This is a genomic window from Pseudomonas sp. NPDC086251, from assembly GCF_044746405.1.
Taxonomy (GTDB): domain Bacteria; phylum Pseudomonadota; class Gammaproteobacteria; order Pseudomonadales; family Pseudomonadaceae; genus Aquipseudomonas.
Genome location: NZ_JBIVBY010000002.1, coordinates 187,348 through 208,346, shown reverse-complemented (window position 1 = coordinate 208,346; position 20,999 = coordinate 187,348). Strand labels below are relative to the sequence as shown.

Annotated in this window: 18 protein-coding genes; 6 read left to right on the top strand and 12 right to left on the bottom strand. The window is 60.2% G+C overall.

The genetic code is table 11. The features are described 5' to 3' along the window. Positions 1 to 1,023, top strand: a complete 1,023-nt coding sequence (locus tag ACIPL2_RS05390) for a metallophosphoesterase family protein (RefSeq protein WP_401353703.1) — start codon at positions 1 to 3, stop codon at positions 1,021 to 1,023. 70 nt (positions 1,024 to 1,093) lie between these two features. Here ACIPL2_RS05390 and ccoP (ACIPL2_RS05385) read toward each other — a convergent pair whose 3' ends face one another. The 8 genes from ccoP (ACIPL2_RS05385) to ccoN (ACIPL2_RS05350) all read right to left on the bottom strand — a co-directional run bounded on the left by ccoP (ACIPL2_RS05385) (position 1,094) and on the right by ccoN (ACIPL2_RS05350) (position 8,002). Next, a complete protein-coding gene (ccoP, locus tag ACIPL2_RS05385) occupies positions 1,094 to 2,077 on the bottom strand; it encodes a cytochrome-c oxidase, cbb3-type subunit III (RefSeq protein ID WP_401353701.1) in 984 nt (327 codons plus the stop codon). Further along, positions 2,074 to 2,259 carry a CcoQ/FixQ family Cbb3-type cytochrome c oxidase assembly chaperone gene (locus ACIPL2_RS05380; RefSeq protein ID WP_003175465.1) on the bottom strand — a complete coding sequence of 62 codons (186 nt, stop codon included), beginning with the start codon at positions 2,257 to 2,259 and terminating at the stop codon, positions 2,074 to 2,076. The genes ccoP (ACIPL2_RS05385) and ACIPL2_RS05380 overlap by 4 nt, the downstream gene beginning before the upstream one ends. Positions 2,260 to 2,264: 5 nt before the next feature. Continuing rightward, positions 2,265 to 2,873: a cytochrome-c oxidase, cbb3-type subunit II gene (ccoO, locus tag ACIPL2_RS05375; RefSeq protein ID WP_401353699.1), complete on the bottom strand. Its 609-nt coding sequence runs from the start codon at positions 2,871 to 2,873 to the stop codon at positions 2,265 to 2,267. Further along, the gene (ccoN, locus tag ACIPL2_RS05370; protein ID WP_401353697.1) at positions 2,873 to 4,315 is read right to left on the bottom strand and encodes a cytochrome-c oxidase, cbb3-type subunit I; all 1,443 of its coding nucleotides are present in this window, start codon (positions 4,313 to 4,315) and stop codon (positions 2,873 to 2,875) included. Before ccoN (ACIPL2_RS05370) ends, ccoO (ACIPL2_RS05375) begins: the two co-directional genes overlap by 1 nt. 486 nt (positions 4,316 to 4,801) lie before the next feature. Next, positions 4,802 to 5,752: a cytochrome-c oxidase, cbb3-type subunit III gene (gene ccoP / locus ACIPL2_RS05365; protein ID WP_401353695.1), complete on the bottom strand. Its 951-nt coding sequence runs from the start codon at positions 5,750 to 5,752 to the stop codon at positions 4,802 to 4,804. Next, on the bottom strand, positions 5,749 to 5,955 hold the full coding sequence (locus ACIPL2_RS05360; RefSeq protein ID WP_401353693.1) for a cbb3-type cytochrome oxidase subunit 3: 207 nt from the start codon (positions 5,953 to 5,955) through the stop codon (positions 5,749 to 5,751). Before ACIPL2_RS05360 ends, ccoP (ACIPL2_RS05365) begins: the two co-directional genes overlap by 4 nt. Before the next feature lie 3 nt (positions 5,956 to 5,958). Then, complete coding sequence (gene ccoO / locus ACIPL2_RS05355; protein ID WP_059404558.1) at positions 5,959 to 6,567, bottom strand: cytochrome-c oxidase, cbb3-type subunit II; 609 nt, start codon at positions 6,565 to 6,567, stop codon at positions 5,959 to 5,961. Positions 6,568 to 6,577: 10 nt separating this feature from the next. Then, positions 6,578 to 8,002, bottom strand: coding sequence for a cytochrome-c oxidase, cbb3-type subunit I (gene ccoN, locus ACIPL2_RS05350; protein WP_401353690.1), 1,425 nt, complete (start codon positions 8,000 to 8,002; stop codon positions 6,578 to 6,580). Positions 8,003 to 8,113: 111 nt separating this feature from the next. Here ccoN (ACIPL2_RS05350) and ACIPL2_RS05345 point away from each other — a divergent pair, with 111 nt between their 5' ends. Then, complete coding sequence (locus ACIPL2_RS05345) at positions 8,114 to 8,791, top strand: alpha/beta family hydrolase (protein WP_401353688.1); 678 nt, start codon at positions 8,114 to 8,116, stop codon at positions 8,789 to 8,791. A 166-nt stretch (positions 8,792 to 8,957) separates the two neighbouring features. Here the strand turns inward: ACIPL2_RS05345 and ACIPL2_RS05340 are convergent, their stop codons facing one another. Then, positions 8,958 to 10,523, bottom strand: a complete 1,566-nt coding sequence (locus tag ACIPL2_RS05340; protein ID WP_401353686.1) for a methyl-accepting chemotaxis protein — start codon at positions 10,521 to 10,523, stop codon at positions 8,958 to 8,960. Between the two features lie 477 nt (positions 10,524 to 11,000). Further along, positions 11,001 to 13,742, bottom strand: coding sequence for an aconitate hydratase AcnA (gene acnA, locus ACIPL2_RS05335; protein ID WP_401353684.1), 2,742 nt, complete (start codon positions 13,740 to 13,742; stop codon positions 11,001 to 11,003). Between the two features lie 222 nt (positions 13,743 to 13,964). Between acnA and rlmM the strand changes: the two genes are divergently transcribed. Together rlmM and tusA are read left to right on the top strand one after the other, a co-directional pair. Continuing rightward, entirely contained in the window at positions 13,965 to 15,038 is a 1,074-nt protein-coding gene (gene rlmM / locus ACIPL2_RS05330; RefSeq protein WP_401353682.1) for a 23S rRNA (cytidine(2498)-2'-O)-methyltransferase RlmM, read from the top strand. A 180-nt stretch (positions 15,039 to 15,218) separates the two neighbouring features. Beyond that, entirely contained in the window at positions 15,219 to 15,470 is a 252-nt protein-coding gene (gene tusA / locus ACIPL2_RS05325; protein WP_401353680.1) for a sulfurtransferase TusA, read from the top strand. A 127-nt stretch (positions 15,471 to 15,597) separates the two neighbouring features. Here tusA and ACIPL2_RS05320 read toward each other — a convergent pair whose 3' ends face one another. Further along, a complete protein-coding gene (locus ACIPL2_RS05320) occupies positions 15,598 to 17,007 on the bottom strand; it encodes an MATE family efflux transporter (RefSeq protein WP_401353678.1) in 1,410 nt (469 codons plus the stop codon). A 324-nt stretch (positions 17,008 to 17,331) separates the two neighbouring features. On the opposite strand from ACIPL2_RS05320, the gene pdxB reads away from it, so the two are divergent. Next, positions 17,332 to 18,474 (top strand): 4-phosphoerythronate dehydrogenase PdxB, encoded by a 1,143-nt coding sequence (gene pdxB / locus ACIPL2_RS05315; RefSeq protein WP_401353676.1) that lies wholly within the window; start codon positions 17,332 to 17,334, stop codon positions 18,472 to 18,474. Positions 18,475 to 18,640: 166 nt separating this feature from the next. Here pdxB and ACIPL2_RS05310 read toward each other — a convergent pair whose 3' ends face one another. Then, complete coding sequence (locus ACIPL2_RS05310; protein WP_401353674.1) at positions 18,641 to 18,820, bottom strand: PA1571 family protein; 180 nt, start codon at positions 18,818 to 18,820, stop codon at positions 18,641 to 18,643. Between the two features lie 255 nt (positions 18,821 to 19,075). Between ACIPL2_RS05310 and ACIPL2_RS05305 the strand changes: the two genes are divergently transcribed. Further along, positions 19,076 to 20,863 carry an ABC transporter transmembrane domain-containing protein gene (locus ACIPL2_RS05305; RefSeq protein ID WP_401353673.1) on the top strand — a complete coding sequence of 596 codons (1,788 nt, stop codon included), beginning with the start codon at positions 19,076 to 19,078 and terminating at the stop codon, positions 20,861 to 20,863. Positions 20,864 to 20,999 lie beyond the last annotated feature (136 nt).

Genomic DNA, 20,999 nt, shown 5'->3' with positions numbered 1-20,999 from the left:
ATGTTTCTTGATAAAAAGATCAAGATGCTTTCAGGCGTCTTGTTGTGTATTGCAATGGGTAATGCTTATTCGGCACAAGATGATTACCTTCCACGGCATTTGATATTTACTTCGGACCCACAATACCCATGGACTGAAAGTTCCGATCACGGCTGGAATGAGTCAACGTCGGAAAAAGAAAAGCGTTCGCAATGGCTGATTGAAACCCAGTATTCCGATGTGGCGAATTTCAGGAATAACGTCAGCGTTGATCCTGCAAGGGTTCCGGTCATGATCAATGGCGATATGACCGCCTTCGGGCATGGCGGCCAGCGCTCGATGGTCAATAACTTGCTGAAAAACGCATTGGGTGACCACTACGATTACGGACTGGGCAATCATGACTACGAAAACAATGTGGATGATTGCAGCTTTCCAGAAAACAACTGCGCCGCCGACAGCATTATGGCGTTGAAGGATAAGTATTGGGGCAACGTTGACAGTATGGATCTGGCTGCGCGAAGCGAGGAGGGAGCCAAGGTTTATTATGGCAGCCTTGCCTACTCCAAGGCGGTGGGCGATGTTCATCTGATTCAACTAAACAATGAACCCACTTACACCGTTAACTTTTCTTCGGGGTTCCCGTTGAACAGGGTCATGTTCGAGATTTCAGCTGCACTGGATTGGTTGGAACGCGATCTGCAACGTGCGCGCAGTCAAGACAAGATCATTATTCTCAACCTGCACAAGCCGGATCAATGGAAGGGCAGCAGCGAGCAGGTTGCCCGTTTCAAAACCATGATCGAACGGTACAAGGTGAGCGCCGTGTTCGCTGGGCATCTGCACACGGAGCCAGGCCTCTACACCGGCTGGAACCGCCGAGACTACTTCGGTGAAGTGCCGGTGTTTCTCAGCGGCGGTGCGACCAACCAGACCTACCTGATCGCCGATATTGCCGCGGATCGCCAGACGCTGAAGGTGCACCAGGTCAATGGCAACAACTGGCCGAGTCGTCAGCTGATCGCCACCTTGGCCGTTCGATAACCGCCGTTTCCCGATCAAAAAAAAGCCCCGTCAGATGACAGGGCATTTTTTATTGCAGCAAGCGTTTGCCTTACTGGGCGTCTTCCGCCGGAGCCTTCTCACCGTGAGACAGGCTGTAGACGTAAGCGGCCAGCAGGTGAACCTTGTCGTTGCCTTGCAGCTGTTCTTGCGCAGGCATCTGGCCCTGACGGCCGTAACGGATGGTCTGCTGCAGTTGAGCGAAGCTCGAACCGTAGATGAACGCTGCCGGGTGGGTCAGGTTAGGTGCGCCCATGGCTGGCGTCCCTTTGCCTTCCGGACCGTGGCACACCGCGCAGTTGGCGGCGAACAGTTTCTGGCCGGCAACCGGGTCAGCCTTGGTGCCTTCCGGCAGCTTGCGGCCATCGAGGTTGGTCAGCACGAACGAGGCCACATCAGCAACGCCTTGCTCGCCGATCACTTCAGCCCAGGCCGGCATCACAGCGTGACGACCGCCCATGATGGTGGTCTTGATGGTTTCTGCCTCACCGCCCCAGCGCCAGTCGGCGTCGGTCAGGTTCGGGAAGCCATAAGCGCCCTTGGCGTCGGAACCGTGGCAAACCGAGCAGTTGGAGGCGAACAGGCGGCCACCCATTTTCAGGGCTTGCGGGTCCTTGGCCACTTCTTCGATGGGCATGGAGGCGAATTTGGCGAAGATCGGGCCGAACTTGGCGTCCGACTTGGCCATTTCCTTTTCCCACTCGTGAACGCCGGTCCAGCCGCTCTGGCCGTTGGCGAACGCGGTCTGCTTCTCGTTATCCAGGTAGTTGTAACCTGGCAGCAGGCCTTTCCAGTTGCCCAGGCCCGGGTACAACACCAGGTAGCCCAGGGCGAAGATGATGGTGCCCACGAACAGCATGAACCACCATTTCGGCAGTGGGTTGTCGTACTCCTCGATCCCGTCGAAGGAGTGGCCAACCGTCTCTTCGGTGGCTTCGCTGCGCTGGCCCTTGCGGGTGGACAGCAGCAGCCAGGTCAGGGCGAAGATGGTGCCGAGACTGAGGACTGTGACGTACAGACTCCAGAACGTAGTCATTCTTTGTTACTCCTAGAAGCTTGCTCGACGTGCTTGATGGCTTCGGGATCATCCGCGAAAGGCAGCAAGGTCGCGTCTTCAAACTCCGACTTGCGCTTGGGGCTGAATACCCACAACGCCAGACCGATGAAGGCCACCATCACAACAACGGTGCCCAGGCCACGAATCATCCCGATATCCATCTAAATCACCGTTTGCTTTTGATGATGGTGCCCAGGCCTTGCAGATAGGCCACCAGCGCGTCCATTTCGGTTTTGCCCTTCACTGCATCCTTGGCGCCGGCGATGTCTTCGTCGGTGTAAGGGACGCCGAGCGTGCGCAAGACTTCCATTTTCTTGGCGGTGTCTTTGCCGTCGAGCTTGTTTTCCACGAGGAACGGGTAGGCCGGCATTTTCGACTCAGGCACCACGTTGCGCGGGTTGTACAAGTGCGCACGCTGCCAGTCATCGGAGTAACGACCGCCGACACGGGCCAGGTCCGGACCGGTACGCTTGGAACCCCACAGGAACGGGTGGTCCCAGACGCTTTCACCGGCGACCGAGTAGTGGCCGTAGCGTTCGGTTTCAGCACGGAACGGGCGGATCATCTGCGAGTGGCAGCTGACGCAACCGTTGGCGATGAAAATGTCACGGCCTTCAAGTTCCAGCGCCGGGCGCGGCTTCATGCCCTCGACCGGCTTGTTGGTGACGTCCTGGAAAAACAGCGGAACGATCTGGGTCAGGCCGCCGACGCTGACGGCGATAACCATGAAGAAGGCCAGCAGGCCAATGTTCTTCTCGACTGCTTCATGCTTCATCAGTGAGCTCCAACTACAGCAATCTGAGCGGCGGCTTCGGCTTCAGCCGGGTTCGAGGCACGTACGGTACGCCATACGTTGTAGGCCATGAACAGCATGCCGCTGGCAAAGAACGCACCGCCCAGGGCGCGAACGATGAAACCAGGGTGGCTGGCTTGCAGCGCTTCGACGAACGAGTAGGTGAGGGTGCCGTCGTCGTTGATTGCACGCCACATCAGGCCCTGGGTGATGCCGTTGACCCACATCGAAGCGATGTACAGAACGGTACCGATGGTCGCGAGCCAGAAGTGCGCGTTGATCAGGCCGATGCTGTGCATCTGCGCACGACCGAACAGTTTCGGAATCATGTGGTAGATCGCGCCGATCGAGATCATCGCCACCCAGCCCAAGGCACCGGCGTGTACGTGGCCAATGGTCCAGTCGGTGTAGTGCGACAGCGAGTTGACGGTCTTGATGGCCATCATCGGGCCTTCGAAGGTCGACATGCCGTAGAACGCCAAAGACACGACCAGGAAACGCAGGATCGGGTCGGTGCGCAGCTTATGCCAGGCGCCCGACAGGGTCATCATGCCGTTGATCATGCCGCCCCAGCTTGGCGCGAGCAGGATGATCGACATCGCCATGCCCAACGACTGAGCCCAGTCCGGCAAAGCGGTGTAGTGCAAGTGGTGCGGACCGGCCCAGATGTACAGGGTGATCAGCGCCCAGAAGTGCACGATCGACAGGCGATAGGAGTAGATCGGACGCTCGGCCTGCTTCGGCACGAAGTAGTACATCATTCCCAGGAAGCCGGTGGTCAGGAAGAAACCCACCGCGTTGTGGCCGTACCACCACTGGATCATCGCGTCAGTCGCACCGGCGTACGCCGAATAGGACTTGAAGAAACTGACCGGCAGCGAGGCGTGGTTGACGATGTGCAGCATCGCCGTCACGACGATGAAGGCACCGTAGAACCAGTTACCCACATAGATGTGTTTGGTCTTGCGCTTGGTGATGGTGCCGAAGAACACCAGACCGTAGGTCACCCAGACGATGGCCAGCAGAATAGCCAGGGGCCATTCCAGTTCCGCGTATTCCTTGGTCGTGGTGTAACCCAACGGCAAGGTAATGATCGCGCCGACGATCACCGCTTGCCATCCCCAGAAGGTGAAGGCAGCGAGGCTGTCGGAAATCAGTCGCGTTTGGCAGGTTCGCTGCACGACGTAATAAGAAGTGGCAAACAGTGCACAACCACCGAAGGCGAAAATCACCAGGTTGGTGTGCAACGGGCGTAAGCGTCCAAAAGTCGTCCACGGCAGACCGAAGTTCAATTCCGGCCATACGAGCTGTGAGGCGATGAAGACACCAAGCCCCATGCCAAGGATCCCCCAGACCACCGTCATGATGGCGAACTGGCGGACTACCTTATAGTTATAAGCAGTCGGACTGATTGCTGTGCTCATTCTAAGGTTCCACGGTTTGGGTGTTTTATTAGGAGTAAAAATCGGCCGCAAGTATGGAGAAAGCGGGGGGTCATTGCAACGCGCCATGACCTGGGTCAATGCTTTCAAAAGCTGATTCTGCGGCCTTTCCATGCGCTGCGTAAGGTCAAAATTGCCCATGGGCAAAATGTCGCAGTGGACGAAAAAGGTGAGGGGGTCAGGTCAGTTGTAACGGGGTATGTTCAAACGCAACGATCGGCTGACCGATGGCAATTGGCACGACAGCCGGTATCTACCAGCCTTTGCGGCCTGTCATCGAGCAGATTCGTTGAACACATCGCGTCGGGTTGACCTGGAACCGGCTCATGCCAGTCCGCATCGGAGCAAGCTTAGACCCGAATCCGGGGAACCGAAAGGCGGACTAACGGAGGGTGCGACAATGGGTCGCAAAGGGGCAGGGAACTGCCGCATTCCGCAGAATGCGGCAGCAGAGCGGTCGAGATTTATTTACTTTTTGCCTTCCGCCTGCAAACGCTCTGTATTCAGGCCAAGTGACAGGCTGTACACATAAGCGGCCAGCAATTGCACTTTATCGTTGCCGAGCAATTCGTTTTGCGCCGGCATATGGCCCTGGCGGCCATGTCGAATCGTCTGTTGCAGTTGCGCCAGGCTTGTCCCGTAAATGAAACCGGCCGGGTGCGTCAGGTTCGGCGCGCCCATGACTTCAGTGCCCTGGCCGTTTGCCCCATGACAGGCTACGCAGGTGGTGCTGAACAGTTGCTGTCCGGCTTTCAGGTCGGCGCTGTTGTCGTCCGGCAGCGGCAGGCCGGCGAGGTCATGACGCACATACGCGGCGACGTTTTTCACGCCCGCGTCGCCGAGGATTTCACCCCAGGCCGGCATCGCGGCCATCCGACCGCCCATGATCGTGGTCTTGATCATCTCGGCATCACCGCCCCAGCGCCAGTCAGCGTCGGCAAGATTGGGGAAGCCAAAAGCGCCCTTGGCGTCAGAGCCGTGGCAGACCGAGCAGTTGGACGCAAACAGGCGACCGCCCATTTTCAGCGCTTGCGGGTCCTTGGCCACTTCTTCCAGGGGCATGGCGGCGAATTTGGCGAAGATCGGTCCGAACCTGGCGTCTGCCTTGTTCATCTCCTTTTCCCACTCGTGCACGCCGGTCCAGCCGTCCTCATAGCCCGGCAACACACCTTTCCAGTTACCCAGGCCGGGGTAAAGCACCAGATAACCCACGGCAAACACCAGCGTGCCGGCGAACAGCATGAACCACCACTGCGGCAGCGGGTTGTCGTACTCCTCGATGCCGTCGAAGCTGTGGCCCATGGTCTGGTCGACGCTGCCCTTGGTTTCGCCCTTGCGGGTGCCGATCAGCAGCCAGGTCAGGCCGATCAGGCTGCCGATGGTCAGTACGCAGATCCACGTACTCCAGAAGGTGGTCATGGCCGGGTACTCCTTGTTGTTGCTGGTTCTTGGGTGATGGCGTTGTCGGGTTGCGGCTCATCGGCGAACGGCAGCAAGCGCGCTTCGGCGAATGCCGGGCTGCGCTTGCTGCTGAACACCCACAGCGCGAGGCCGACGAAGGCCACGAACACCACGACCGTGCCCAGGCCGCGGATCATTCCACTGCTCATTTCAACGACCATGGCTCACCTCTTGCTCTTGATGGCAGTGCCGAGCACTTGCAGGTAGGCGACCAGTGCGTCCATTTCGGTCTTGCCCTTGAGCGAGGCGACTGCGCCGGTGATGTCGTCGTCGGTGTACGGCACGCCGAGGGTGCGCATGGCCTTGATCTTGGTTTCGGTGTGGCTGCTGTCGAGCTGGTTGGCCACCAGCCATGGGTAGCCGGGCATTTTCGACTCCGGCACCACGTTGCGCGGGTTGTACAAGTGCGCGCGGTGCCAGTCTTCGGAGTAGCGACCACCAACCCGGGCCAGGTCCGGGCCGGTGCGTTTCGAGCCCCACAGGAACGGGTGATCCCAGACGCTTTCACCGGCCACCGAGTAGTGGCCGTAGCGTTCGGTCTCGGCGCGGAACGGCCGGATCATCTGCGAGTGGCAGCCGACACAGCCTTCGCGGATGTAAATGTCGCGACCTTCCAGTTGCAGCGCGGTGTAGGGCTTCATGCCTTCCACCGGTTTGTTGGTCACGTCCTGGAAGAACAGCGGGACGATCTGAGTCAGGCCGCCGATGCTCACGGCCAGGACCATCAACAGCATCAACAGGCCGACGTTTTTCTCGATTGTTTCGTGTTTCATGGCGGCCTCCTCAGGCGATCTGCGCAGCAGCGGCGACTTCGGCAGGCTGCGAGGCCCGCACGGTGCGCCAGGTGTTGTAGGCCATCAGCAACATGCCGCTGAAGAAGATCGCACCGCCGACCAACCGCACGACGAAGCCTGGGTGGCTGGCCACCAGGGTTTCGACAAAGGAGTAGGTCAGCGTGCCGTCGTCGTTGATCGCGCGCCACATGAGGCCCTGGGCGATGCCGTTGACCCACATCGACGCGATGTAGAGCACGGTGCCGATGGTCGCGAGCCAGAAGTGCGCGTTGATCAGGCCGAGGCTGTGCATCTGCGTGCGGCCGAAGATTTTCGGGATCATGTGGTACAGCGCGCCGATGGAGATCATCGCCACCCAACCGAGGGCGCCGGCGTGCACGTGGCCGATGGTCCAGTCGGTGTAGTGGGAGAGGGCGTTGACCGTCTTGATCGCCATCATCGGTCCTTCGAAGGTCGACATGCCGTAGAACGCCAGCGAGACCACGAGGAAGCGCAGGATCGGGTCGCTGCGCAACTTATGCCAGGCACCCGAGAGCGTCATCATCCCGTTGATCATCCCGCCCCAGCTCGGCGCCAGCAGGATCAGCGACATCACCATGCCCAGCGACTGTGCCCAGTCCGGCAGTGCGGTGTAGTGCAAGTGGTGCGGACCGGCCCAGATGTACAGGGTGATCAGCGCCCAGAAGTGCACGATCGACAGGCGATAGGAATACACCGGGCGTTCGGCCTGTTTCGGCACGAAGTAATACATCATCCCGAGGAAGCCGGCGGTGAGGAAAAAGCCGACGGCGTTATGGCCGTACCACCACTGGACCATGGCATCGGTCGCACCGGCGTACACCGAGTAGGACTTGGTGAAACTCACCGGCAACTCAAGGTTGTTGACGATGTGCAGGATCGCCACGGTGATGATGAACGCACCGAAGAACCAGTTGCCGACGTAGATGTGCTTGGTCTTGCGCTGCATGATCGTGCCGAAGAACACGACGGCGTAGGCGACCCAGACGATGGTGATCAGGATGTCGATCGGCCATTCCAGCTCGGCGTATTCCTTGGAACTGGTGTAGCCCAGCGGCAGGCTGATGGCCGCCAGCAGGATCACCACTTGCCAGCCCCAGAAGCAGAACGCGGCGATTTTTGGCGCGAACAGTTGGGTCTGGCAGGTGCGTTGCACCGAATAGAACGAACTGGCGAACAGGGCGCAACCGCCGAAGGCGAAGATCACCGCGTTGGTGTGCAGCGGGCGCAACCGGCCGAAACTGGTCCACGGCAAATCGAAGTTGAGTTCAGGCCAGACCAATTGGGCCGCGAGAAAAACCCCGAGCCCCATGCCAACGATGCCCCACACCACCGTCATAATGGCGAATTGGCGGACCACCTTGTAGTTGTAGGCGGTACTGATAGAAGTGTTCATGGTTCCCCATCCACGGTTCAGCCGAAGTGAAGGCCTGTCTTTGCGAGTAAGCCGCAAGGCAATGACGCTTCCTTCGCCTGGAGTTATAGGCAGACTAAAAGCGAGGCAAGCATGGACAAAGAGCACAAGGCCAGTATTGACGGGGATCAATGGGCGCGGTGTGTGCAGGAACAGGGATGGTTGTGGAATGCCGCCTCTGGGCCGGCATCGGCAACGCTGATTCTCGCTCACGGTGCCGGTGCGCCGATGGACAGCGCCTGGATGACCGACATGGCTGAACGCCTCGCCGCACAGGGCATCAACGTGCTGCGCTTCGAATTTCCCTACATGGCACAACGGCGCATCGATGGGGGCAAACGTCCACCGAACCCGGCGCCGAAACTGCTGGAATGCTGGCGTGAGGTGTATGCCGTGGTGCGACGCCATGTCGCTGGGCGCCTGGCGATTGGTGGCAAGTCCATGGGCGGGCGGATGGCCAGTCTTTTGGCCGATGAACTGCAAGCCGATGCGTTGGTGTGCCTCGGGTATCCGTTTTATGCCGTGGGGAAACCGGAGAAGCCTCGGGTCGAGCATTTGGCCGGGTTGAAGACGCGGACGTTGATTGTGCAGGGCGAGCGGGATGCGCTGGGCAATCGTGAGGCCGTTGAAGGCTATGCCTTGTCACCGAGCATCGAGGTGTTCTGGCTCGTGGCGGGGGATCATGATTTGAAGCCGTTGAAGGCTTCCGGGTTTACGCATGAGCAGCATTTGGCTTCGGCGGCGAGCAAGGTTGCTGCATTTCTTCAGTGAGATTTACAGTGCCGATCAGGGCCTCTTCGCGGGCAAGCCTCGCTCCTACAGGTTATCGGCGTGCGCATAACCTGTAGGAGCGAGGCTTGCCCGCGAAGGCGGTCTGCCAGGCAATAAAAAACCCGGAAGCTTTCACTGTCCGGGTTTTCACTTTGACCAACGGGTATCAGCGGTTAAACCGCTCCACCAACGAATACTGAGTATTCGCCGTCTTGGTCAGTTCTTCACTCAACAGCGCCGAGTGTTGTGCCTGTTCCGAGGTCTGGTCAGCCAGTTGCGAAATATTGCTGATGTTGCGGCTGATTTCTTCGGCCACGGCGCTTTGCTCTTCGGTCGCCGCAGCGATCTGGGTGGTCATGTCGGTGATGTTGGCCACCGCTTCGCTGATCCCCACCAGTGCCTGGTCCGCTTCCAGTACCCGCGCCACACCTTCTTCGGCCTGGCGATGCCCGGCTTCCATGGTTTGCACCGCGGTGCTGGCGGTTTGCTGGAGCTTGGCGATCAGCGCGTGAATCTGCCCGGTGGATTCGCTGGTGCGTTGCGCCAGTTGCCGGACTTCGTCAGCCACCACTGCAAAGCCACGACCCATTTCACCGGCACGAGCCGCTTCGATGGCCGCGTTCAACGCCAGCAGGTTGGTCTGGTCGGCGATGCCTTTGATCACATCGACCACGCCGCCGATTTCGTCGCTGTCCTTGGCCAGTTGCGTCACAGTCAGACCGGTTTCACCGACCACCACCGACAAGCGCTGGATGGCTTCGCGGGTTTCCCCGGCAATGTCGCGGCCGCGACCGGTCAGGCGATTGGCTTCCTGAGTGGCGTCGGCGGTGCGCTGCACGTGGCTGGCGACTTCCTGGGTGGTGGCGGCCATTTGATTGACGGCGGTGGCCACTTGTTCAGTCTCGACGCGCTGACGTTCCAGGCCGCTGGAGCTCTTGTGGGTCAGGGTGTCGGATTGTTTCGCCTGGTCGCTCAGGTGCTCGGCAGTGTCTTGCAGCCGGGTCAGGCAGGTTTTCAGGCGCGCTTCCTGGCTGAGAATCGACATCTCCAGGCGCGCCTGAGCGCCACGGCTGTCGGTGTACATCTGCGCGATCAGCGGGTCGGAGGTGGTTTGCCCAGCCAGCACCAGCAAGCGCTTGAGGCCGCGCTGTTGCCAGCTCAAACCCATCAGGCCCAACGGCACCGAGAGCCCGGCCGCCAAAGCGAAGCCCCATTGGGATGTCAGCGTGGCACCGATCATGAAGCTCAGTTGGCTGACCAGAATGAACGGCAGCCAATCCTGCAGCACCGGCAGCCATTTGTCTGATGAAGGAATCGCCGACTTGCCCTGATTGATGCGTTGGTAAAGCGCTTCGGCACGGCGGATCTGCTCGGCAGTGGGTTTGACCCGCACCGATTCGTAGCCGATGACCTGATTGCCATCGAAAACCGGCGTGACGTAGGCGTTGACCCAATAGTGGTCACCGCTCTTGCAGCGATTCTTGACGATACCCATCCACGGCAAGCCTTGCTTCAGCGTGCCCCACATGTGCGCGAACACAGCCGCCGGGACGTCAGGGTGACGGACCAGGTTATGCGGCGCACGGATCAGTTCCTCTCGCGAGTAGCCACTGATTTCGACGAACGCGTCGTTGCAGTAGGTGATCACGCCCTTGGCATCGGTGGTGGAAATCAACCGTTGCTGAGCCGGGAAGGTCCGTTCGCGTTGTGTGATGGGCTGGTTATTACGCATGGCTTGTTCATTCCGCAAGGCTTTGACTGGTTGTCGGCGGTGTCAGCCATTTATTGAGATTATTTTTTCGAAAATCAGCGGCGCGTCGCAAAACGACCCTTGCGTCAGCTCGCGAGCATCGGATAAGTGAACAGGCCGAAGTGCAGCAGGTTCAAGCCTAAATGCGTGGCGATGGCCGCGCTGATGAAAAACCAGAGCGAATACCAGCCAAATTTAAGGCTGCAGGGTTCCCCTGCAACATAGAATCTCCCACAGTTGATTGGTGGTGTTCAGGGAATTGCTGTCCGACACATAACCTGTGGGAGCGGGCTTGCTCGCGAAGGGGCAATCACATCCAACATTGATGCTGAATGTGCCGACGTCTTCGCGGGCAAGCCTCGCTCCTACAGTGGCTTTGTGGTGTGCAGGGTGTTTTTGTTCGTTGCAGGGCACAAACAAAAACACCGCCCGAAGGCGGTGTCTGTGTCAGCCAGCGATTTATGAAGCAATCAACTGTCGCAACACGTAGTGCAAAATCCCTCCCGACTTGAAGTACTCGACCTCATTGAGCGTATCGATCCGGCACAGCACCTCGACTTTCTCGCGGCTGCCATCGGCGCGGGTGATGACCAGTGTCAGGTTCATCCGCGGCGTCAGTTCGACGCCGGTCAGGCCGAGGATGTCGAGGGTTTCCTTGCCGGTCAGGTTCAGGCTCTTGCGGTTCTGATCCAGTTTGAACTGCAACGGCAACACGCCCATGCCCACCAGATTGGAGCGGTGAATGCGCTCGAAGCTTTCGGCGATGACGGCTTTGACGCCGAGCAGATTGGTGCCTTTGGCCGCCCAGTCGCGGCTCGATCCGGTGCCGTATTCTTGCCCGGCAATCACCACCAATGGCGTGCCCGACGCTTGATAACGCATCGCCGCGTCATAGATCGGCAGCTTCTCGCCGGTCGGGATGTAGATCGTATTGCCACCTTCTTCGCCGCCGAGCATCTCGTTGCGAATGCGGATGTTGGCGAACGTGCCGCGCATCATCACTTCGTGGTTGCCGCGACGCGAGCCATAAGAGTTGAAGTCGCGCGGCTCCACGCCTTTCTCGCGCAGGTAATGACCGGCCGGGCTGTCAGCCTTGATGTTGCCGGCCGGGGAGATGTGGTCGGTGGTCACCGAGTCGCCCAGCAGCGCGAGGACTCGGGCGCCCGCGACATCCTTGACCACCGGTGGCGGCCCGCCAATGTCGTCGAAGAACGGCGGATGCTGGATGTAAGTCGAATCGTCCTGCCAGACATACGTCGCCGCTTGCGGCACTTCAATCGCCTGCCATTGCTCGTCGCCGGCAAACACCTCGGCGTATTCCTTGTGGAACATCGCGGTGTTGACCTGGTTGACCGCATCGGCAATTTCCTTGGTGCTCGGCCAGATGTCCCGCAGATACACCAGGTTGCCCTCCTTGTCGGTGCCCAACGGCTCGCTGCTGATGTCGATGCGCACCGTGCCGGCCAACGCGTAAGCGACGACCAGCGGCGGGGACGCCAGCCAGTTGGTTTTCACCAGCGGGTGCACGCGACCTTCGAAGTTGCGGTTGCCCGACAGCACCGAGGCGACGGTCAGGTCGGCCGCGACAATGGCTTTTTCGATGGGCTCCGGCAGTGGCCCGGAGTTGCCGATGCACGTGGTGCAGCCGTAGCCGACCAGGGCAAAACCCAGCTGATCGAGGTACTGGGTCAGGCCCGCAGCCTTGTAGTAGTCGGTGACCACCTTGGAACCTGGGGCCAGCGAACTCTTGACCCACGGCTTGCGCTTGAGGCCTTTCTCCACGGCTTTCTTCGCCACCAGACCCGCCGCCATCATCACGCTCGGGTTGGAGGTGTTGGTGCAGGAAGTGATCGCGGCAATCACCACCGCGCCGTTTTTCAGCCGATAGGTCTCGCCTTCGTATTCGTAGTCGGCTTCGCCGGCCAGATCGGCATTGCCCACCGCGACGCCACCGCCGCCTTCACTTTCGAGGCGACCTTCTTCCTTACTGGTGGGTTTGAATTGCAGGTCGATGAAGTCGCTGAACGCTTGCGCGACATTCGGCAGTGAAACCCGGTCCTGCGGGCGTTTCGGCCCGGCAAGGCTGGCCTCGACGCTGCCCATGTCCAGCGCCAGGCTGTCGGTGAATACCGGTTCCTGACCGGGCAGGCGCCACAGGCCCTGGACTTTGCTGTACGCCTCGACCAGTTTCACGGTGGCGCTGGTGCGACCGGATAAACGCAGGTATTCCAGGGTGATGTCGTCCACCGGGAAGAAGCCGCAGGTCGCGCCGTATTCCGGCGCCATGTTGGCGATGGTCGCACGGTCGGCCAGCGGCAGGTCGGCAAGGCCATCGCCGTAGAACTCGACGAATTTGCCGACCACGCCTTTCTTGCGCAGCATCTGCGTGACGGTCAGCACCAGGTCGGTGGCGGTGATGCCTTCCTTGAGCTTGCCGGTGAGTTTGAAGCCGATCACTTCCGGAATCAGCATCGACACCGGTTGCCCAAGCATCGCCGCTTCCGCTTCGATACCGCCGACGCCCCAGCCGAGCACGCCGAGGCCGTTGATCATGGTGGTGTGGGAGTCGGTGCCGACCAGCGTATCCGGGAAGGCGTAGGTGCGGCCGTCCTCGTCCTTGGTCCAGACGGTGCGACCGAGGTATTCCAGATTCACCTGGTGACAGATGCCGGTGCCGGGCGGGACCACGCTGAAGTTGTCGAAGGCGCTCTGGCCCCAGCGCAGGAACGCGTAACGCTCACCGTTGCGCTGCATTTCAATGTCGACGTTCTGTTCAAAGGCGCTGCTGCTGGCGAACTTGTCGACCATCACCGAGTGGTCGATCACCAGGTCCACCGGAGACAGTGGGTTGATGCGCTGCGGGTCGCCGCCGGCCTTGGCCATGGCGGCGCGCATCGCGGCCAGGTCGACCACGGCGGGAACGCCGGTAAAATCCTGCATCAGTACGCGCGCCGGGCGGTACTGGATTTCACGGTCGGAGCGACGCTCCTTGAGCCAGGCGGCGATCGCCTTGAGGTCGGCGCCGGTGACAGTTTTTTCATCTTCCCAGCGCAGCAGGTTTTCCAGCAGCACTTTCAACGACATCGGCAGCTTGTCCAGGTCGCCCAGGCTTTTGGCGGCATCCGGCAAGCTGAAATAGTGATAGGTCTTGTCGTCGACTTGTAATGTTTTGAGGGTTTTCAGGCTATCGAGGGACGGCATTGAAATGACTCCTTTGGGTCCGCACGGCTACGGACTGAGGGAACGAACAGAGGTTTAAACCTAGTCCTGTTTGGTGTTTAAGGCTAATAACTGGACTCTATGGCCAAGTCCAAGGTTCCGAACTCGGCTATCATGCGCCGGTTTTCGTGACAGGCTTTGCTTCAACGCAAGTCTGGGCATCGCGCAGTGGTTGAATTTCTCGCCATCTGCCCAGGAGTAAGAATGAACACCCTCTTTATGCATTGCCGGCCGGGCTTCGAAGGCGAAGTCTGTTCCGAGATTTCCGAACACGCCGCACGGCTGAACGTGGCCGGTTATGCCAAGGCCAAGACCGCCAGCGCCTGCGCCGAATTTATCTGCACCGAAGAAGACGGCGCCGAGCGCCTGATGCGTGGCCAGCGTTTTGCCGAGCTGATCTTCCCGCGCCAATGGGCTCGCGGGATTTTCATCGACCTGCCGGAAACCGACCGCATCAGTGTGATCCTCGCCCACATGGCGGAATTCCCGCTGTGCGGCAGCCTGTGGCTGGAAATGGTCGACACCAACGACGGCAAAGAGCTGTCAAACTTCTGCAAGAAATTCGAAGGCCACTTGCGCAAGGCGCTGATGGCCGCCGGCAAGCTGGTGGAAGATGCGCACAAGCCGCGCCTGCTGCTGACCTTCAAAAGTGGTCGTGAAGTGTTCATGGGCCTGGCCGAATCCAACAACTCGGCGATGTGGCCAATGGGCATTCCGCGCCTGAAGTTTCCGCGTGAGGCGCCCAGCCGTTCAACGCTGAAGCTGGAAGAGGCCTGGCACCATTTCATCCCGCGCGACCAGTGGGACGAGCGTCTGCACAGCGACATGACCGGCGTCGACCTCGGCGCCGCACCGGGTGGCTGGACCTGGCAATTGGTCAATCGCGGCATGCTGGTGACCGCCATCGACAACGGCCCGATGGCCGAAAGCCTGATGGACACCGGTCTGGTGCAGCACCTGATGGCCGACGGTTTCACCTTCAAGCCCAAGCAGCCGGTGGACTGGATGGTCTGCGACATCGTCGAGAAACCGGCGCGCAACGCGGCGATGCTGGAAGAATGGATTGGCGAGGGGCATTGCCGTGAAGCTGTGGTCAACCTCAAGCTGCCGATGAAACAGCGTTACGCCGAAGTGAAGCGCTTGCTGGAACGCATTGCCGACGGGTTCAAGGAACGCGGGATTCGGGTCGAGATCGGCTGCAAGCAGCTGTACCACGACCGCGAAGAAGTGACGTGCCACCTGCGCCGCCTTGACGTGAAAAAACCGAAATCCCGCTGAGTCACCCACACCCCCAGTAGGAGCGAGGCTTGCCCGCGAAGGCCACACCTCGGTCCTGCAGATACACCGCAGCGCGGCTTTCGCGGGCAAGCCTCGCTCCTACAGGATCCAGGCGATAGACGACAGATGACCGAACACCCGGCAATGCGCGACAATGCCGGCACGTTTCAGGAGTGAATCATGAGTGAAATGATTGATACGCCGGTAGACGGCACCCTCGACGCCACCGGCCTCAATTGCCCGGAGCCGGTGATGATGCTGCATCAGCACATCCGTGACCTGGTGCCCGGCGGCCTGTTGAAGGTGATCGCCACCGACCCGTCGACCCGTCGCGACATTCCCAAGTTCTGCGTGTTTCTCGACCACGAACTGATCGGGCAGCACGAAGAGGCCGGCACCTACCTCTACTGGATTCGCAAAAAGTCCGATTAACGAACTGACCCCCTGTAGGAGCGAGCTCGCTCGCGATGGACGTTAACGATAACGCGGGTTTGCTGGATAAACACGGCGCCTTCAAGTCCATCGCGAGCGAGCTCGCTCCTACAGGTACAGGTCTGGATCAGCCCAGCGACTTGCTGATGCGAATCCGCTTGCGTGCACTGCGCGTCAGGCGGATCGACAGCATCAGCGCCGCGCAACTCAGGCCCACGATCAAACCCTGCCACAGCCCGCTAGGGCCGCTCGGCGCGCCGAACCAATCGGTCAGTCCCAACGCGTAACCCACCGGCAAACCAATCCCCCAATACGCGAACAGCGTCAGGATCATCGTCACCCGCGTGTCTTGATACCCGCGCAACGCACCGGCCGCCGTGACCTGGATCGCGTCGGAAAACTGGAACAGCGCCGAATACACAATCAGCATCGCCGCGACATGAATCACCGTCGGATCAGCCGTGTAAATGGTCGCAATGTGCTCGCGCAACAACAGCATCATGCTCGCGGAAATACACGCATAGGCCAACGCCGTGCCCATGCCGACACCGGCGGCGAAGCGTGCTTCACGCGGCTCTTGACGACCGAGTGCCTGGCCGACCCGCACGGTCACGGCCATGCCGAGGGAGTAGGGAATCATGAACACCAGTGAGCTGAAATTCAGCGCGATCTGATGCCCGGCCACGACCGTGGCGCCGAGGCTGCCGATCAACAGCGCAATCACCGCGAAGATGCTCGACTCGGCGAACACCGCGATGCCGATGGGCAGGCCGATGCCCAGCAGGCGCTTGATCACCGACCATTGCGGCCAGTCGAAACGGCTGAACAACTGGCTCGACTGATAGGCCGGCGCCCAGCGCTCCCAGCCGGCCATGCCCAGCGCCATCACCCACATCACAATCGCCGTGGCCCAGCCGCAACCGACGCCGCCCATGGCCGGCACACCGAAGTGGCCATAGATGAAGACGTAGTTCAGCGGAATGTTCAGCGCCAGCCCGCACAACCCCAGCACCATCGCCGGACGCGTCCGGCCCAGGCCGTCACTGAAACAACGGAGTACGTGGTAGAGAGCGACGGCAGGCAAGCCGCTGGCAATGCCGTGCAGGTATTGCATGCACGGGCCGATCAGCTCGGGATCGACCTTCATGAGGTGCAGGATCGGTTCGGCGCTGAACAGCATTCCGGTCGCCATCAGGCCCACCACCAACGCCAGCCACAACGCCTGGCGCACGATCGGGCCGATTTCACTGTGGGTGCCGGCGCCGAAGCGCTGGGCGACTTTCGGTGTGGTGGCCAGCAGGGTGCCGGTCATCAACAGAAACACCGGGACCCAGATCGAGTTGCCCAGCGCCACCGCCGCCAGGTCCCGCGGCCCGACGCGGCCAGCCATCACCGCGTCGACGAAGCCCATGGCCGTGGTCGCCAGCTGCGCGATCATGATCGGCAGCGCCAGGCTGAGCAGGTTTTTCAGCTCCAGGCGAACCCGGGCCGGGCGGGTGAGGGAAATAGCGGCGGGGCGGTCAGTCACGGAATTCAAGGGCGAAACGTCCAAAAGAGTTTGATGCGCGAGGCGGGGCATTCTACGCGTTGACACAGTGGTCAGGAAAAGTCCTGTGTTACCGATTTGTAATCGCAAGCTCAAGTCCACGATCTCCTTTGTAGCAGCTGGCGAAGCCTGCGTTCGGCTGCGCAGCAGTCGTAAAACCTCAACACGCGGTCTTCCTGTTACACCCCTTCAGCCGATCTCACGACTGCTGCGCAGCCGAACGCAGGCTTCGCCAGCTGCTACAGACGGCGCAATGGCCGCTGGCCCAGTACGGCCATCTCCGCCTACACTGCCGATCCGCCAAAGGAGCCTGCCATGCTGATTGTTGCCGACGAAAATATCCCGCTACTCGATGAATTCTTCCAAGGTTTCGGTGAAATCCGCCGGGTCCCGGGGCGTTCCATCGACCGTGCCACCGTCGAACAGGCCGACGTCTTGCTGGTGCGCTCGGTGACCAACGTCAACCGCGCACTGCTGGAAGGCAGCAAGGTACGCTTTGTCGGCACCTGCACCATCGGCACCGATCACCTGGACCTGGATTACTTCAAACAGGCTGACATTGCCTGGTCGAGCGCGCCTGGCTGCAATGCCCGTGGCGTGGTCGACTACGTACTCGGCAGCCTGCTGACCCTGGCCGAAATCGAAGGCGCCGACCTGACTCGACGCACTTACGGCGTAGTCGGTGCCGGTGAAGTGGGCGGACGCCTGGTCAAGGTTCTGCAAGGCCTGGGCTGGAACGTACTGGTCTGCGATCCGCCACGGCAAGCCGTTGAAGGTGGCGATTTCGTCAGCCTCGAACAGATCATTGAACAGTGCGATGTCATCAGTCTGCACACGCCGTTGAAGAAGCACGGCGCTCAGACCACCTGGCACCTGTTCGATAAAAACCGCTTGAACCAACTCAAACAGGGCACCTGGCTGATCAACGCCAGTCGTGGCCCGGTGGTGGACAACGCCGCCCTGCGCCAAGTCTTGCTGCAGCGTGAAGACCTGCAAGCGGTGCTGGACGTCTGGGAAGGTGAACCGGAGGTCGATGTCGCCCTGGCCGAACTCTGTGTGCTGGCGACGCCGCACATTGCCGGCTACAGCCTCGATGGCAAACAGCGGGGGACGGCGCAGATCTATCAGGCGTATTGCCAGTTCCTCGGGCAACCGGAGCAGGTCAGCTTGAATGATCTGCTGCCGGCGCCGTGGTTGTCGCACGTGACCTTGAACGCTGACAGCGATCCGGCCTGGGCGCTGGCGATGGTGTGCCGCGGCGTGTACGACCCGCGCCGCGACGATGCAGATTTCCGCCGCAGCCTTGTCGGCAGTGTCAACGAACAGCGTGCGGCGTTTGACGCGTTGCGCAAGCATTATCCGTTGCGGCGGGAGATTGATGGCTTGAAGGTGCGGATCGAAGGGGATTCGCCGGCCTTGCAGAAAATCGTGGCGGCGTTGGGTTCAACGGCAGTCTAGGGACCGAGTTGGCCCCTTCGCGGGCAAGCCTCGCTCCTACAGGTTTTGAATCGCTCGCTGTCCTGTAGGAGCGAGGCTTGCCCGCGAAGGCCACACCACAATTGCCAGATCAGCCCCCATAAAAAACCCGGCCATCAGGGCCGGGTCAAAGAAGACGGTGGCTATATCAATCTTGTTTGGCAGGCTTGACCAATCGCTGTTCCAGTTCACGGCAGGCGTCCTGGATCATGTCTTCAGTGATCGGTACTTCGCGCCCATCCTTATCGATAATTGAGCAACCCAGAGACTGATCTGGCTGTGTGCGGATCACTTGAATCTTGTCATCGCTGCTGTTTTGCAAGGACATGGCCTGTCTCCTCATCAGGTTGTGTGCTTACTGTAGAACCGCCAGGTGACCGGGCTATGACAACTCCCTGCGATCTTTCCAGGGCGGCAACTCCAGTCCACCAGAAATACCGCGACCTTGCCACCCGGACTTTAGACCAATAGCGTCTAGAGCCTAGTCTTTGCGGACATAATTAAAGTGACTCATTGTGATTTGCATCGTTCACCTTATTGAGCGTGTAGGCTGGTCAAACCCACTGTTTTGTAGCGTAACTGGATGATCCCGATGCTCTCTGCCCGTCACCGCCGTGCGATTCGCCTGACCAGTCGTTTTCTCGCGCCGTATCGCTGGCCGGCGTTCGGTGCCTTGCTCGCGTTGATCGCCACCGCGGGCATTACCTTGTCCATGGGGCAGGGCATTCGCCTGCTGGTGGATCAGGGTTTCATGACCCAGTCGCCGCATTTGCTCAACCAGTCCATTGGCGTGTTCATGTTGTTGGTGGTCGGGCTGGCGATCGGCACGTTTGCGCGATTTTACCTGGTGTCGTGGATCGGCGAGCGGGTTGTCGCGGACATCCGCAGCCAGGTGTTCAACCATTTGATCTACCTGCATCCGGGGTTCTACGAAGACAACCGCAGCTCCGAAATCCAGTCGCGGCTGACCGCAGACACCACGTTGCTGCAATCGGTGATCGGCTCTTCGCTGTCGCTGTTTTTGCGCAATCTGCTGATGGTGATCGGTGGGATCGTGTTGCTGTTTATCACCAACCCCAAGCTCACCAGTATTGTGGTGGTCGCCTTGCCCTTGGTGATCGCGCCGATCCTGATTTTCGGTCGCCGGGTACGTAACTTGTCGCGCCTGAGTCAGGACCGGATTGCCGACATCGGCAGCTATGTTTCCGAAACCCTGGGCCAGATCAAAACCGTGCAGGCCTATAACCATCAGGTTCAGGACGAGCAGCGTTTTGCTGTCACCGTAGAAGAGGCCTTTAACACCGCCCGTAAACGCATCTTCCAGCGCGCCTGGCTGATTACCCTGGTGATCGTGCTGGTGTTGGGCGCGGTCGGTGTGATGCTTTGGGTGGGCGGCATGGACGTGATCGCCGGGCGAATTTCGGCAGGCGAACTGGCGGCGTTCGTGTTTTACAGCCTGATCGTCGGCAGCGCCTTTGGCACGCTGAGCGAAGTCATCGGCGAACTGCAGCGCGCAGCGGGCGCAGCCGAGCGGATTGCCGAGTTACTCCGTTCGGAAAACATCATCCAGCCACCGACCACGGGCCTGGTGACCTTGCCTGAGCGGGTAAAAGGCGATCTTCAGTTGCAGGACGTGCGTTTTTCCTACCCCTCGCGTCCCGAAAACTATGCCGTCGATGGCTTGAGCCTGACCATCAATGCTGGCGAAACCCTCGCGCTTGTAGGGCCGTCCGGTGCCGGCAAGTCGACGGTGTATGACTTGTTGCTGCGTTTTTACGATCCCGCCGAAGGACGCATCCTGCTCGACGGCGTACCGCTGACTCAACTCGATCCACTGGACCTGCGCCGCTGTTTCGCCCTGGTCTCACAAAACCCGGCGCTGTTTTTCGGCAGCATCGAAGAGAACCTCCGCTACGGCAACCCGACGGCAACCCTGGCCCAGGTTCAGGAAGCGGCCAAAATCGCTTATGCCCATGACTTCATCGAGGCCATGCCCAACGGCTACCAGACGCACCTCGGCGACGGCGGTCTCGGATTGTCCGGCGGCCAGCGCCAACGCCTGGCCATCGCCCGCGCATTGCTGGTGGACGCGCCTATCCTGCTGCTCGACGAAGCCACCAGCGCCCTCGATGCCCAGAGCGAACACCTGATCCAGCAAGCCCTGCCCAGCCTGATGAAAAACCGCACCACACTGGTCATCGCCCATCGGCTGGCCACGGTGAAAAACGCCGACCGGATCGCCGTGATGGATCAAGGGAAAGTGGTAGCGGTGGGGACACATCAAGCGTTGATCGCGAGCAATGCGCTGTATGCGCGGTTGGCGGCGTTGCAGTTCAGTGATGGCAAAGCCGAGCTCGATCTTCACCTGTAGACGCTGTCTAGGAGCTGTGTAGGCGCTGTGTAGGAGCTGTGTAGGAGCTGTGGGGGGGGGGGGGGGGGGGGGGGGTTTTTTTTTTTTTTTTTTTTTTGGGGGAAAGTTAGTAAGAATGCTAGGAGGGGTGGGATCG